We start from the raw sequence: 13,546 nt of genomic DNA, 5'->3' as shown, positions 1-13,546 counted from the left end.
AACATCCTCCTATCGCCTCAGATAGAATGGTGTTGCATCGACCGGTTGAGACCACCGTGTAACGTTTTAAGTGAGAGAGGGGCGCCGGACGACGACTTTGACTGCAAGGCTCCGGGCAACAAGCCGAGAAGAATCGCCGCGCTCTCCTAAAACTTAACACCTAAAACATAAAACCAGTCCTCAAAACCTAAAACGAGTCGGTCCCTCATGCCACAATATGAAGATCAGAAAAAACCGAGGGCACTCATGACCGAACACTCCCCGGCCAAAACCCTTGTTGTCGATGACGAGCCGGATATCCGGGAACTGATCTGCATGACGCTGGAGCGCATGGAGATCGGTGCCGTGAGTGCGGGCTCCGCGGAAGAGGCGGAAAGCCTGCTGGCGAAGCAGCACTTCGACCTGTGCCTGACCGACATGCAGATGCCCGGACGTTCGGGCCTGGACCTGGTCGGCCACATCCAGCAGCACTATCCGGACCTGCCGGTGGCCATGATCACTGCCCATGGCAGCATGGAGGCAGCGGTGCAGGCGCTGAAGGCCGGTGCCTTCGACTTCGTTCCCAAGCCGGTGGACCTGACCATCCTGCGGCGGCTGGTCAACGATGCCATGCGCATCAGCCGGCAGGACCGGCGGCAGCGCCGCTCGGGCCGCACGTTGCTGGGCGAATCCACCGCCATGCAGCGCATCCGCAACACCATCGCGAAGCTGGCGCACAGCACGGCGCCGGTCTACATCAGCGGCGAATCCGGCACCGGCAAGGAACTGGTCGCCCGCACCATCCACGACAAGGGCCCGCGCGCCACCGCACCGTTCGTGCCGATCAACTGCGGTGCCATCCCCACCGAGCTGATGGAAAGCGAGTTTTTCGGTCACGTGAAGGGCAGCTTCACCGGCGCCACCGCCAACAAGGAAGGGCTGTTCCAGGCCGCCAACGGCGGCACGCTGTTCCTGGATGAGGTCGCCGAACTGCCGCAGCACATGCAGGTGAAGCTGCTGCGCGCGATCCAGGAAAAGGCCGTGCGGCCGGTGGGCAGCCAGCAGGAAATCCCGGTGGACGTGCGCATCCTCTCGGCCACCCACAAGGATCTATCGGCGCTGGTCGACGAGGGCAGCTTCCGCCAGGACCTGTTCTACCGCATCAATGTCATCAACCTGCATGTGCCCAGCCTGCGCGAACGCCAGCAGGACATCCCGATGCTGGTGGAACACGTGCTCACCGGACTGGCCAACGGCCACAATGCGCCAGGCCTGTCGCAGCAGGCCCTGCACGCCCTGGTCCATTACCCGTTTCCGGGCAATGTGCGCGAACTGGAAAACATCCTGGAACGGGCCCTGACCCTCTGCGAGGGCGAGCAGATCACCCCCGAGGACCTGCAACTGCCCGATCACGAGCAGGTCCAGACCCTGCCCGGCCAGGCCCTCACCCCCGACCCGGACGACGACTTCGACCTCGAAGGCTACCTGGAAGACATCGAACGCAGCGTCATGACCAAGGCACTGGAAAAGACCAACAACAACAAGACCGCCGCCGCCCAGCTCCTGGGCATCAGCTTCCGCGCCATGCGCTACAAGCTAAAGAAGCTGGAGATGGAGTGACGCCACGATTTCGTCGGGCACCGTAAGGTGGATTAAGCAAAGCGAATCCACGCGGACAAGCGGAATGACGACAAAAAAGGTGTTCGGACAAAAAAGGTCGACGGACCAAGGCTAAGCGCGCTCGCGCGCAATTGCTTAATCCGAAAACCGAAAACCTTCCTTGTCCGAAAACCCAACTACCACCCCACCCTCAACCTGCCCCGCGGCCCGACTGGCCTGCCACGTCGGCACCGCCACCGACGCCAGCAACGCGATAATCAGCAGAATCAGGATTGTATTCAGCAGCGTGCTGCCCCGCTGGCGCATGGGCCGTTCCACCCGTGTTGTTGTCTTGTTATTGGTCGATCACCGGCAGGACAGGGCAGAAACTGTGCCATGGATCACAAAACCGGGAACCCACGGCAGGAGCCCAGTCCTCTGGGCGCTCAATGCACCAGCCGACTGCCGTAAAACGGCACCTTCATCATGGACAAAACCCTGGCAGCTGCCGCTCTACGTCACCGCAGGGCGACAGGCAGTGGCAAAAACACCTGATGCGACAGGATTTCGGCGAGTTGGCACGGGGGCTGCAGTAGTCGAGGCGTAGATCACAAGAGGTGGGCGGACTGCGTACCGCTATAGAAAGAAGAAACCAGTAATTAAGGCTCTCGGGCCAGTTTAATGGAGTAAACACGATGAAAGGACAGAAGGGTTTTACGCTTATTGAGCTGATGATCGTGGTGGCGATCATTGGTATTTTGGCGGCGATTGCTATTCCGGCTTATCAGGATTATACAGGTCGGGCTCAAGCGTCCGAGGCTTTGTCTGCAACATCAGGTGTACGGGCGGATATCGCAGTTTACTTGTCGGAAAATGATGAGCTCCCAGGTGCAGGTGACGATGCTGAGATTGACGCAAATCTCGCTGCCCTTGAGGGAAATTATTTTGCTGCTGGTGGTGCCATACTTACGGGCGACGGAGTAATCTCCATCACTTTTAACAGCGGCGTACACTCTGGTGACACAATGACTCTGACCGCTGAAGAATCAACAGCTGGTGGCCAGATTCGCAAGTGGGAATGTGACGGACTGGACTCTAAATTTCTCCCTTCCGCCTGTCGTCCTGATGGAAGTTAATGCACTAGTGGGCAAGTCTTAGTCTGGAACAGATTCATACTTTCTGATTTAACCCAAATGGGAAGGATCTGGGACACCCTCAGGGTAATCTGGGACACCCTCAGATTTCCTGAACTAAACCAAGGGGTCGGCAACCGCCGGCCCCTTTTTTCGTTGTTCGCATCCCGCCAGAGGCGAGAGCGGTAAAGCCGGAGACATTGCTCATTTCCTCTAGCAAAGAGCCGGTATGATCCGTCTCACCATGTATCGGAAACCATCACGTTAATGACACGGCTTGCTCGAATCGCCCTCGCCTTCGGCCTGGTCTACCTGCTGGTTGGGTGGGCACTCGTGATCATCATCGACTTCCTGAACATCAACGATGCACAGGAGTGGGTGACTAATGAGCTCCAGCCTTTGCCGCTGCTCTGGTACGCCCTGTTCAGCGAGGCCAGCCCGGCAGAAAATCTGCAATGGCTGCTGATCGGCGCGGCGTGCGTTGCCATGGCGGCCGCCTCCTGGCGTTATCGGCTCGCAGGCGCTCGCACCGCCTACGCGTTTGCCGGCCTACTGACTGTGGGTCTGTTTCTGATGCTGATCGAGGATTCGCTGAACCTCAGGCATGTTGTCGTAGATCACTACTTCCCGATTCTATTCGGTATGCCGGAGAACGATATTCCCCGAACGTACCGGGTTACCTGGGAGTTGTCCTTTTACAGTCTACTCGCGACGATGATGGCATCTGGATTTCTGTATTTCTGGCTCCGCGGAATTTTGCAGGATACGGGCCTCCAACTCTTGACCATGGGTTACCTGCTATACGGCCTTGCGGGCTTTTCCTCGGCACTCCGAAGCCTGGGTGACTGGCAAGAGCGGTTAGGCCACTGGGTAATTGATCGATGGGAGCTTGCGGACCTGCCGGCATGGTCCGAAGCACTGACTCGAATGGAGCTGTGGAAAGAGGCCTCGGAGACGTACTCGCACACCCTCGGCTATCTACTGACGGATCATCTGTTCGAGGAATCCTTGGAGCTGCTGGCAGCGACCCTGCTCGCGGCAGGGTTTCTTAACCTTCAGGGACGAATGGTCCCGAAAACGGAAGACGGATGATAAGTCTGGGACACCCTCAGATTTCCTGACCTAACCCAAAGAAGGGGTCGGCAGCCGCCGGCCCCTTTTCTTTCGCCGCCCCCCCGATTGACAGGTGTATCGTATCGCTATACGGTCGGAAAGTGATTGTTGATTTCCGACACAAGGGACTGCGTCGATTTTTCGAGACGGGCTCGAAGGCTGGAATCAATGCCGATCATGCGCGCAAGCTCTCCCGGCAACTGGCTGCCCTCGATCGCGCACAAAGTGCGGATGACATGAATATTCCGGGCTGGTTTCTTCACGCCTTGCAGGGCGACATGGCAGGCCACTGGGCAATTCGCGTGTCCGGGAACTGGCGACTGACTTTCAGATTCGACGGGGCGAATGCCGGCCTGGTTGATTATCGGGATTACCACTAGGAGGACGATTCCATGGTCATGCATAACCCGCCGCATCCTGGCGAGATTCTGCGTGAGGATGTTCTGCCGGCGCGTGGCGTTAGTGTCGCGGAAGCGGCTCGACAACTTGGTGTGAGTCGCGCAGCGCTCTCTCGCGTCCTGCACGGACATGCAGCCGTTTCTCCTGCAATGGCACTGCGCATCGAACGGTGGCTGGGGGTCGAAAATGGGGGACGCGCCGAATTGTGGGCAGGCATGCAACTCGACTACGACCTATGGCAGGCGCGACACGGCTCCGCAGCGTGATTCGCTAAGTCTGGTAAGACTGGGACACCCTCAGACTTCCTGGTCTAACCCAAGAGGGGTCGGCAGCTGCCGGCCCCTTTTTCGTCGCTCGCATCCCGCCAGTGCGAAAGTGGCGAAGGTAGCTGGGGACACCCTCAGATTCACTGCGAAGCTCGCTTACCGATCCGGAATCTTGGTATGAAAATCCGTGGGTGTCCCCGATTTCCCTACCATTAGCTACGCTTTCTAACGGGCGCTGCCTTCAAGCATCACGGCGGTCGCCCCCACCCGTAAAGGTCCGTCATCGGCAAGGAGGCTGAGATGACCCGAGCACGTTCTGCATTGGTCGATCCCGCAACCACGCCCTACTACCACTGCATCGGACGCTGCATCCGGCGCGCCTTCCTCTGCGGCCACGATCCGGTTACCGGCCGGGACTATGGGCACCGCCGGCAGTGGTTCCTTGACCGCCTTGCATCGCTGACCCGCATCTTCTGCATTGAAGTGTGCGCCTACGCGATCATGTCCAATCACTACCACCTGGTGCTACGGATCGACGCAGTCCGGGCAGAGCGTTTGCCGGACCGGGCCGTGATGCGCCGTTGGCAGAAATTGCACCACCTTCCACTGCTGGTTAAGCGTCTGGAAAAAGAGGGGATCGCCACAGAGGCGGAAAGGGAACGCGCACGGGTCGTTTCTGGGAGGGGAGGTTCGAATCGCAGGCCCTGCTGGACGAACAGGCCCTCTTCTCGTGCATGGTGTACGTGGACCTGAATCCCATCCCGTTGGTTAATCGGGGACACCCTCAGATTTCCTGAGGTAACCAGGAGGGTTCGGCGGCCGCCGAACCCCTTTTTCCCTTGTGCGGACAGAACACCTGGGCGCCCTCAGACGCCCTAAGATACACCGTACGTTGGAGGATCAACCCTCGGCCGTGGTGGGATCAATCCGACGTTTTACCTCGGAGATGCGATCCGCTGGAAATCCGCCCTTCTCGGCGTGCTCCCGAACCGACTGCTCGTCCGGCGCCACATAAACGCAGTAGATTCTATCGTCCGTCACGTAGCTCTCGACCCACTGGATTTGCGGCCCCATCTCTTTCAACACCCCGCAGGATTTCTGCGAAATACCCTGAATATCCTCATCCGAAAGATCGCCGGCTCCCGGGATGTTCCGCTCGATGACATACTTGGGCATGGCGTGACCTCCTTTGCGTCAAAACATCAGCATTTTAACCAATTGACGGAAACGGCAGCAGCGACTCGCCGCTTACGACGCGCCGGTAAACCGGCTCAATGACGGATAGCAGTGTAGTAACGGACAGACACATTCGCGAACCAACCGGCTTTTACCTCGCGCTCCCGGAATCAAGGCGGCCGGAAAGGTGATCCGCAATAATGGCTAGTCCTCCGCATCCACGGTGGCCTGGATTTCGGCTGGACTGGCCTCGTGCAAGGTCTTGCGTACCTCCTTCATCACGCATCGGCGCGTCTCCGCGTCCAGAGCCTCGCGCAGCAGGCCGAGAAAGGCCGGCCCCGCCACCAGGATCAGCTTCTGGTAATCGCCAGCGGTCCGTCCTTCATGCAAGCGCTCCGCCAGTCGCCGGGCAAATGCCTCGGCCTCCACACGTTTCGGGTCGCTTGACGACTCAAGCGCCGTACGACCACCGCGTGCCCGATTCATGGCTCGCCCGGGCCTGTCGGACTGAAGATCCTGCGCATGCAGCCGCGCCTCCGGCTGGACCAGGGTGTCCAGCTCCCGCAGCGGACTGAAACGTTTCTCGCGGTGGAAAAGGCGCGCCTGCCCCTGTTGTGCAACAACAACCCAGATGTCACCCACGTGGTTACCCCCAGCATTCCCGCAGACCATTCCTGGGCCCAGTTTAGGCAGGTCGCTGACAGGCTTCATGATCCAGGTCAAACCGCAGGGTCTGCGCGGTTATTCGCGTCAACCGCACGGACGCCCAAGGCTTCGGAAGCAAGAAGAGATGGCCGTCAGGGAAAAATCCGTGGGTGTCCCCGATTGGAGTACAATTCCGCGACGTTTGCTGCCGAAACGGGTCATCTCGATGCCGCTGTATTGGTCACCTTCTGAATTGCCACGACGCGCCGCGCTTGTCGCCGCTGCTGCCCTGCTGCTGGCCGCCTGCAGCGCGACGCCGGAATTGCCGCAACCGGAGCCGCCACCACCGATGACGGCATTGCCATCGGACAGCCCGCTGCGCGGCACCCTGGGCCAGGTGGATACCGACCCGTCAATCCGCTTCCGCGATTTCGAGGACTTCAGCCGCCATGACCGTTTCCGCCGCCACGTCAGCGAGGCGCTGGAGGAGGCCGGCGCAAAGCAGGCGCGGGGCGAGACCCGCTACCGGCTGGACCTGGACCTGCGGGAAGTGAACGCTCCGACCATCGGCGCCTCGATGACCGTGCGCCTGCGCTCGCGCCTTACGGTTGTGGACACGCGCAGCCAGGCCCCGGTTTTCGTCGGCTCCTATGACAACGCCTACACCACGGCCTGGAGCGAATCGCCCAGCGGTGCGGCACGACGGGACTCTGCATTCGCCCACGCCGCGCGGGACACGGCCAGGGATCTCCTGGAGGATCTGGCTGATGTCGGCTTCCCCGGCGAGGCCCGCCCGGACGGACCGGTCATCCAGCCCGCGCCGCGGCGTGCACCGATCGAACCGGAACCCATTGAACCGGAACCCGAGTTCGAGGAACTGCCTTAAGGAAACGCTGATCGATTCGCACGCCTGCGTTGGCGTCCGCATTTTTTCCGAGGCAAGGCGCGCTGCGCAGTGCCGCAGCACGAGGCGGAGGGTGCATTAAGCGCAGCGAATGCACGCGGTGTGATCCGTCGCGACCGTGGCATACGCCGTTCGGTGAGCACCTCGGCCAAGCTGCGCCCCGGCCTGGTCTGGTCCGAAACCTTCCTTGTCCGAAAACCTTCGTTGTCCCGCTAACAGATCACACCGCGTGGGTCCGCTTCGCTTGACCCACCCTGCGCCTCTGGTCAGAAGCACCTTGCCTTGGGTAAGGGGGCTACCGAAACGTCGCCGCGCCTTGCCAGATGAGCAAAACCGGTCTCGGGCGCAGGTGTGCGAATCGATCAGCGTTTCCTTAAGGCGCCAGCCGGCGGATGAAATCCATCACACTGGTGCCCGCATCCAGTTCGCGCAGGCGGCGGGCCAGCGCTTCCTGGGCACCGAAGCGCCGGCTGTCGAATGCGGAGTCCTCCGGAGGTGGCAACGCCGGGTCCGGCGGCTCGGGCGTTTCGGCAAGCACGTTCAGCTGCCGCTCCGCCGGCGCGGCCGGCGAGGCGAAATCGGGGCCTGGATCGGGGGCCGCTATCGGCTCCTCGGGATCGGGGAAGAACGAAAGCCCGTCGTCGGCCGTTGTCAGCAGGTCTTCGGCCACCTCCGGACCAAACCGCCGGCTGGCGGCCTGTATCAGCTCACGCAGACAGGCCTTCACCGTCTCGGCATCCCCGGCCGCCTCGATCGCCTGCAGCAACCGGTGGCGATGCACCTGCATTGCCGCCTTGTCCATTACCGCCGCCCGCGACGGGCCATCCGCCGTGGACTCGGACTCCGATTCGCCGGTCTGGATCGCGGACTCCGGGCCCGGAGTCGACGCCGGGTGTTCGCGGCGCGGCGCGGCGTCAAGCTCCACCGCCTGGGCGACGTCGGCCTCGCCATCCCGCAGACGCATGAAGCGGCGAAACCAGAAGCGGCTGAATGACTGCGTGCGCTCGACCCCGGCGGGCGTCTGTTCCAGCCCGTCCGCCAGCCGCTCGAAGGGGCGACGCGAGGGATCGCCATCAGCGAACAACGCCACCGGACGCTGCAGGGCCACCGCGGAACGCAGGCTTTCGTCCCGCTGCACGAATCCGAGCATGCGCATTTCCGCGTTCAGGTACCGGCGCACGGCAGCGTCGAACCGTTGGTAGATCTGCCTCGCTTCCTGACCGTCGCGCACCATGTTGACCACGACATCGCAGCGCACCACCTGCCGCCGCAGGCTGAGCTTGAGCAGCGAAAAGGCGTCGGTCAGGGACGTGGGCTCGGGTGTAATCACCAGCAGGATACGGTGCCCGGCACTGACGAAATCCAGCGTCGTCTCGCTGACCCCGGCCGCGGTATCCAGCAAGAGGTAATCGAAATCCTGCTCGATGCGCGCAAGTTCGGAGACCAGTCGGCGCTGATGTACTGCATCCAGCGCCACGCAGTCGCTGATACCGCTGGCACCCGGGACCACCCGCAAGCCGTGTGGCCCGTCCTGCAGGACGTCCTCGATCGGGCACTCGCCGGCCAGCACCCGGTCAAGGCCCCGCTCGGGCGGCAGGCCAAGCAGGATGTTGACGTTGGCGAGCCCGGCATCGGCGTCAAAGATACAGACCCGACGCCCCTGGCGAGCCAGCGTGATGCCCAGGTTCACTGCCAGACTGGACTTGCCGACACCGCCCTTGCCACTGGTTACCGTGATGACCTGCAATGCGCTCGTCCGCCCCTTCGCGGTATCGCCGAGCAGGACGTTGCGTTGCGGGATCGAAGTGTTCAAGACCTCTCCTGGTAACAGGCCGGAAATCACGGCTCGGGCGAAATGCCGCAATCGCTGGCATCGATCGGTCGAGCAACGTATAGTCGACAAGACGTACAACTAAAAAATTGCCGATATTCATGGACTTTCCTCTTTATTGGAGGGAGATTCAAGAATCAGGGCCAGGGCGGGCCGGGTTTGGCGACAGAGCGGACCCGTTTTTCCACTGGCCCGGGCACGTGCCAGGGAAAGGGAATGGCGGATTCGCGCCTTTTGGCCGACAGAATTCCGAGCCTGCCACAGGCGTTGATTCGCGTGCTGGACGCGGTTCAGGAGGAGAATGGCGCGGACTTCCGCGAACTGACCGAGGCCGTGCAGCACGACAATGCGCTGACGGCCCGCCTGCTTGCAGCTGCGAACTCCCCGATGTACTTCCGCGGCCGTGCCTGCGATTCCATCGGCCGGGCGTTGGTGCTGCTCGGCCCGCAGGCAGTCAAGACCGTCGCCATGACCGCCGCGATCCAGCGGCTTTTCGAAACCTTCGAGGACGCCTTCCTGCCGCAGTTGTGGCGACGCGCGCTGCTGGCCGCCAACCTCGGCCAGGTCATAGCCAACCTCACCCGTTACCCGCAGCCGGAGCAGGCGTATCTCTGCGGACTGCTGCTCGAACTGGGGAAACTCGCCCGCCTCAGCGAGCAGCCGGTGGAATACGGTGCGCTGCTTGCACTGCACGATGACAATCAGGCACTGGCGGAGGCGGAACGCAACCAGTTCGCAGAGGATTACGCAGCGGTGGGCGCCGCGCTGGTGGAGGACTGGGGGCTGTCGCCGACGATCAGCGACCCGGTGCGGTTCCAGCTCGAATCCACCGAGGCGGTGCAGGATGCGCAGCCGCTGGTCCGGCTGATGAACCTGGTGTCGCATCTGGTGGCGGCGGAAACAAGCGACAAGGCCGCTGGTTTCGGTTCGGCTCTGGCCAGGGCCGACCGCCTGTTTGGACTGAATGAGGGGCTGGTGCGGGAACTGCGTCGCCGGGTCGATGACGATGTGCAGCGCCTGGCGGAGTCGCTGGGCATACCGACCAACGACGATTCCGCCGGGTCTGCGGACCTTCAGGGCGAGGCCCGGCGGGCGCTGGGCGAACGCGTCCGCGATATCAGCAGCATCGATCAGTTTCGCAGCAGCCTTCTCGCCAGCAGCTCACTGGCGGAGGTAAGCCAGGCCGCACGACGCTGCCTGAGCCTGACCCTGGGCCTGCGGCATGCATTGCCGTTCTGGTTGAGTGACGATGGCGAGACCCTGCTTGCCTTTGATGCCGACGAACCCGAAGAACCGCTGTTCCGCATCCGCGCCGAGGCCGGCCGCAGCCTGGTTGCCGACTGCCTGCTGGCAGCCAGGCCACAGACGAACCAGGCGACGAATAACGACGGGCCACCACCCGTTGTCGATCGCCAGCTTCGGACACGCCTGGGCGACCAGCCGCTCTGGCGGTTGCCAGTGATGGAGGGCGAACAGGTACGCGGCGTGCTGGTGCTGGGCATTCCCGAATCCCGTCAGGCAGAGCTGTCCGACCGCATGCCGTTCCTGCTGTCGCTGTGCCGCGAGCTGGCTCGTAGCGCTCCCGATGCACGGGGCAAAAAGGACCGAAGCGACGATGCCGTGGACCGGTCCGAGATTCGTGAGGTGCTGCACGAGGCCAGCAATCCGCTGAGCATCATTCAGAACTACCTGGCCGTGTTGCACGCCAGCCCTCAGGACGACCCCCAAGCCCGGGACCACGTGCAGCAGATCCGCAACGAAATCGACCGCGTCGGGCGGATCCTGCTGCGCCTGCGGGATCCGCAATCCGGCGAGGCGGACCAGGCGATACCGGCCGCCGACATGCTGCAGCGACTGACCACGCGGGTGGAAAGCGGGCTTTGCCAGCCCCGCGGCATACAGCTGGATAGCCGGATAGACGCCGACCTGCCCAGACTCCGACGGCAGGCAGACCCACTGCAACAGGTGCTGACCAATCTGCTGAAGAATGCCGCCGAGGCCCTGGACGGTGGCGGCCGGATCGAACTCATTGCCGAGACCATGGCGCCGGATGAGGGCACCGGACAATGGCGGATTATTGTCAGTGATGATGGTCCGGGACTTCCCCGGGATGTGCGCGATGCACGGTTTTCCCCGGTCAGATCGGGCAAAAAGGACGGCAACGGCCTGGGGCTGAGCATTGCCAAGCGGCTGGTCGACGAGATGCAGGGCACGATGACTGTGCAAAGCAGCGGCAACGGCACCCGGTTCGAATTGCTGCTGCCAATCGAAGAAGATGACTGATGGCTGACGACGCAGCGGCACGCCCGCTACAGGGCGAAATCGGCGGCAGTCCTGATCGTTCGACGCAGGATCTGGCGGCGGTCCGCATCCTGCTCGCCGATGACGACCCTGCTCATCTGGAGAGCATGCGGACGCTGCTCAGCACGCAGGGCTTTCCGGTGGATTGCGCCACCGGCGGACAGTCGGCAATCGAGCACCTGGCACGCAACGCCTACGACCTGCTGCTGCTCGACCTGCGCATGCCGGACGTGGACGGCCTGGACGTGTTGCGCTTTATCCGTGACCGGAAACTGCAGGTGCTGACGGTCGTGGTCAGCGGCCAGAATTCCGCTGACGACGTGACCGATGCGCTGCATCACGGGGCCGATGACTACCTGAAGAAGCCCTATCGCCCGGAGGAACTGCTGGCCCGGGTCGGCAACGCGTTGCAGAGAAAGTCGCTGGCCGACAGCAACCACCTGATGCGGCGACGGCTGGAACGCTCGGAACGGCTACACCGGCTGATCGTCAACAATTCCCCGGATATCGTGTTCGTGCTGGACCCGTCCGGCCGCTTCCGGTTCTTGAATCCGCGCATCGGTGACCTGCTGGGTCACGACCGGCGGGCCCTGCTCGGCCAGCCGTTTCTCGACATCGTTCATCCCGACGAACACGAGAAGGCAAGCTACTTTCTGGAACAGGCCATCAGCCCGCACAGCGAGGTGCGTTCCGCAGAACTGCAGCTTCAAAGCGCCGATGCCGGGCGCGCCCTGCACTTCGAGGTGGCGGTCTGGCCGACGCCGCCGGCCGGTCATGAGGATGGAACCGATGGCGACCAGTCACTGGTTTACGGCACCGCCCGGGACGTCACCGAACGCAAGGAATCCGAGGCCTTCATCAATTTCCAGGCCTACCATGACCTGCTGACCCGTCTACCGAACCGGGCCCTGTTCAAGGACCGGGTCGAGGTCGCCATCGCCCACGCCAACCGCAACGACTCGCACATCGGCGTGCTGTTCATCGATCTGGACCGATTCAAGGTGATCAACGACTCGCTGGGCCACACCATGGGCGACCGCCTGCTGCAACTGGTGGCGGAACGGCTGCAGGGCTGCATCCGCAAGGGTGACACGCTGTCCCGCTTCGGCGGCGACGAATTCACCCTGTTGCTGACCGAGTTGCAGGACGAGAGTGCGGCTGTGCAGGTGGCGAACAAGATTCAGGACAGCCTGGAGGCGCCGTTTAAGGTCGCCGAGCACGAGCTAATCGTCGGTGCCAGCATCGGCATTGCCGTCTACCCGCGGGGTGGAGACACGCTGGATGCCCTGATCCGCAACGCGGATATCGCGATGTACAGGGAAAAGGTGGTCAGCCGCAACGGTGTGCGCGTGTTCGCACCCGACATGGGCCCGACCCCACAACGCCTGGAACTGGAGCAGGGTCTGCGACGGGCGCTGGAAAACAATGAATTCCAGTTGCTGTATCAGCCGCAGGTCGAGGGCATCAGTCAGCGCATTGTCGGAGTCGAGGCGCTGGTGCGCTGGCAGCATCCGGAACGGGGACTGATTCCGCCCGCCGATTTCATCCCGCTGGCCGAAGAAACCCGCCTGATCGTGCAGCTCGACCGGGCAAGCCTGCGGCTTGCCACCACCGAAATGCAGGCCCTGCACGAGCAGGGCAGCAGGCTGCGGCTGGGTGTGAACCTGTCGCCGATCCTGGTGGAACGGGAAGATTTCGTGGATTCGGTGCTGGAAATCGTGCACGAGACAGGGTTCTCGCACGACATGCTGGATCTGGAAATCACCGAAAGCCTGCTGATGAGTGACAACGACGAGACGGTGCGTAAGCTCAAGGCATTAACCAGGCGCGGCATCAGGATTGCAATCGACGATTTCGGCACAGGCTATTCCTGCATGGCCTACCTGCAAAAACTGCCGGTACAAACACTGAAGATCGACCGCAGCTTCACCCATGCCATCGGCAATGGCAGCGGTACGGATTCCGAGGAAACCAGCATCGTCAACGCCATTGTCGCGATTGGCCACGGGCTACGCATGAACCTTGTTGCAGAAGGCGTGGAGACACCGCCGCAACGCGAATACCTGGGTCGCGCGGGCTGTCAGCTAATGCAGGGTTACTTGTTCGGCCACCCTCGCCCGCTTGACAGACTTTGCCAACACGACCGGCCAAGCCGTTAAGCGACCTTGGAAAACCCCTATCCTCGGTTCTGGTTACGGTG

12 protein-coding genes and 1 pseudogene are annotated in these 13,546 nt (G+C 62.2%); 9 read left to right on the top strand and 4 right to left on the bottom strand.

Going from position 1 to position 13,546, the window contains the following annotated elements:
- Window positions 1-246: 246 nt before the first annotated feature.
- The gene (locus M0534_RS12895; RefSeq protein WP_248568849.1) at window positions 247-1,599 is read left to right on the top strand and encodes a sigma-54-dependent transcriptional regulator; all 1,353 of its coding nucleotides are present in this window, start codon (window positions 247-249) and stop codon (window positions 1,597-1,599) included.
- A gap of 135 nt (window positions 1,600-1,734) precedes the next feature.
- Here the strand turns inward: M0534_RS12895 and M0534_RS12890 are convergent, their stop codons facing one another.
- Window positions 1,735-1,905, bottom strand: coding sequence for a hypothetical protein (locus M0534_RS12890; RefSeq protein ID WP_248568848.1), 171 nt, complete (start codon window positions 1,903-1,905; stop codon window positions 1,735-1,737).
- Between the two features lie 368 nt (window positions 1,906-2,273).
- On the opposite strand from M0534_RS12890, the gene M0534_RS12885 reads away from it, so the two are divergent.
- The 5 genes and pseudogenes from M0534_RS12885 to M0534_RS12865 all read left to right on the top strand — a co-directional run.
- Window positions 2,274-2,714 (top strand): pilin, encoded by a 441-nt coding sequence (locus M0534_RS12885; RefSeq protein ID WP_248568847.1) that lies wholly within the window; start codon window positions 2,274-2,276, stop codon window positions 2,712-2,714.
- 330 nt (window positions 2,715-3,044) lie between these two features.
- Window positions 3,045-3,803 carry a hypothetical protein gene (locus M0534_RS12880; RefSeq protein WP_248568846.1) on the top strand — a complete coding sequence of 253 codons (759 nt, stop codon included), beginning with the start codon at window positions 3,045-3,047 and terminating at the stop codon, window positions 3,801-3,803.
- Between the two features lie 122 nt (window positions 3,804-3,925).
- Window positions 3,926-4,204 (top strand): type II toxin-antitoxin system RelE/ParE family toxin, encoded by a 279-nt coding sequence (locus M0534_RS12875; protein WP_248568845.1) that lies wholly within the window; start codon window positions 3,926-3,928, stop codon window positions 4,202-4,204.
- 12 nt (window positions 4,205-4,216) lie between these two features.
- Window positions 4,217-4,489, top strand: a complete 273-nt coding sequence (locus tag M0534_RS12870; protein ID WP_248568844.1) for a HigA family addiction module antitoxin — start codon at window positions 4,217-4,219, stop codon at window positions 4,487-4,489.
- Window positions 4,490-4,789: 300 nt separating this feature from the next.
- Window positions 4,790-5,250: pseudogene (locus tag M0534_RS12865) on the top strand (transposase); the annotation flags it as partial.
- 139 nt (window positions 5,251-5,389) lie between these two features.
- On the opposite strand, the gene M0534_RS12860 reads toward M0534_RS12865, so the two are convergent.
- Together M0534_RS12860 and M0534_RS12855 are read right to left on the bottom strand one after the other, a co-directional pair.
- A complete protein-coding gene (locus tag M0534_RS12860; RefSeq protein WP_248568842.1) occupies window positions 5,390-5,665 on the bottom strand; it encodes a DUF4242 domain-containing protein in 276 nt (91 codons plus the stop codon).
- Between the two features lie 204 nt (window positions 5,666-5,869).
- Window positions 5,870-6,307 (bottom strand): host attachment protein, encoded by a 438-nt coding sequence (locus M0534_RS12855; protein WP_248568841.1) that lies wholly within the window; start codon window positions 6,305-6,307, stop codon window positions 5,870-5,872.
- 229 nt (window positions 6,308-6,536) lie between these two features.
- Here M0534_RS12855 and M0534_RS12850 point away from each other — a divergent pair, with 229 nt between their 5' ends.
- Window positions 6,537-7,196 carry a hypothetical protein gene (locus tag M0534_RS12850; RefSeq protein ID WP_248568840.1) on the top strand — a complete coding sequence of 220 codons (660 nt, stop codon included), beginning with the start codon at window positions 6,537-6,539 and terminating at the stop codon, window positions 7,194-7,196.
- A 391-nt stretch (window positions 7,197-7,587) separates the two neighbouring features.
- Here the strand turns inward: M0534_RS12850 and M0534_RS12845 are convergent, their stop codons facing one another.
- Window positions 7,588-8,997 (bottom strand): MinD/ParA family protein, encoded by a 1,410-nt coding sequence (locus M0534_RS12845; RefSeq protein ID WP_248568850.1) that lies wholly within the window; start codon window positions 8,995-8,997, stop codon window positions 7,588-7,590.
- Window positions 8,998-9,261: 264 nt separating this feature from the next.
- On the opposite strand from M0534_RS12845, the gene M0534_RS12840 reads away from it, so the two are divergent.
- Both M0534_RS12840 and M0534_RS12835 read left to right on the top strand, forming a co-directional pair.
- Complete coding sequence (locus M0534_RS12840) at window positions 9,262-11,328, top strand: HDOD domain-containing protein (protein ID WP_248568839.1); 2,067 nt, start codon at window positions 9,262-9,264, stop codon at window positions 11,326-11,328.
- Window positions 11,328-13,505 (top strand): EAL domain-containing response regulator, encoded by a 2,178-nt coding sequence (locus M0534_RS12835; protein ID WP_248568838.1) that lies wholly within the window; start codon window positions 11,328-11,330, stop codon window positions 13,503-13,505. The genes M0534_RS12840 and M0534_RS12835 overlap by 1 nt, the downstream gene beginning before the upstream one ends.
- Window positions 13,506-13,546 lie beyond the last annotated feature (41 nt).

The sequence above is a fragment of the Methylonatrum kenyense genome (assembly GCF_023195885.1).
Lineage (GTDB): Bacteria > Pseudomonadota > Gammaproteobacteria > Nitrococcales > Aquisalimonadaceae > Methylonatrum > Methylonatrum kenyense.
The sequence above is the reverse complement of the archived record's forward strand: the minus strand, read 5'-3'. Positions and strand labels throughout refer to the sequence as shown.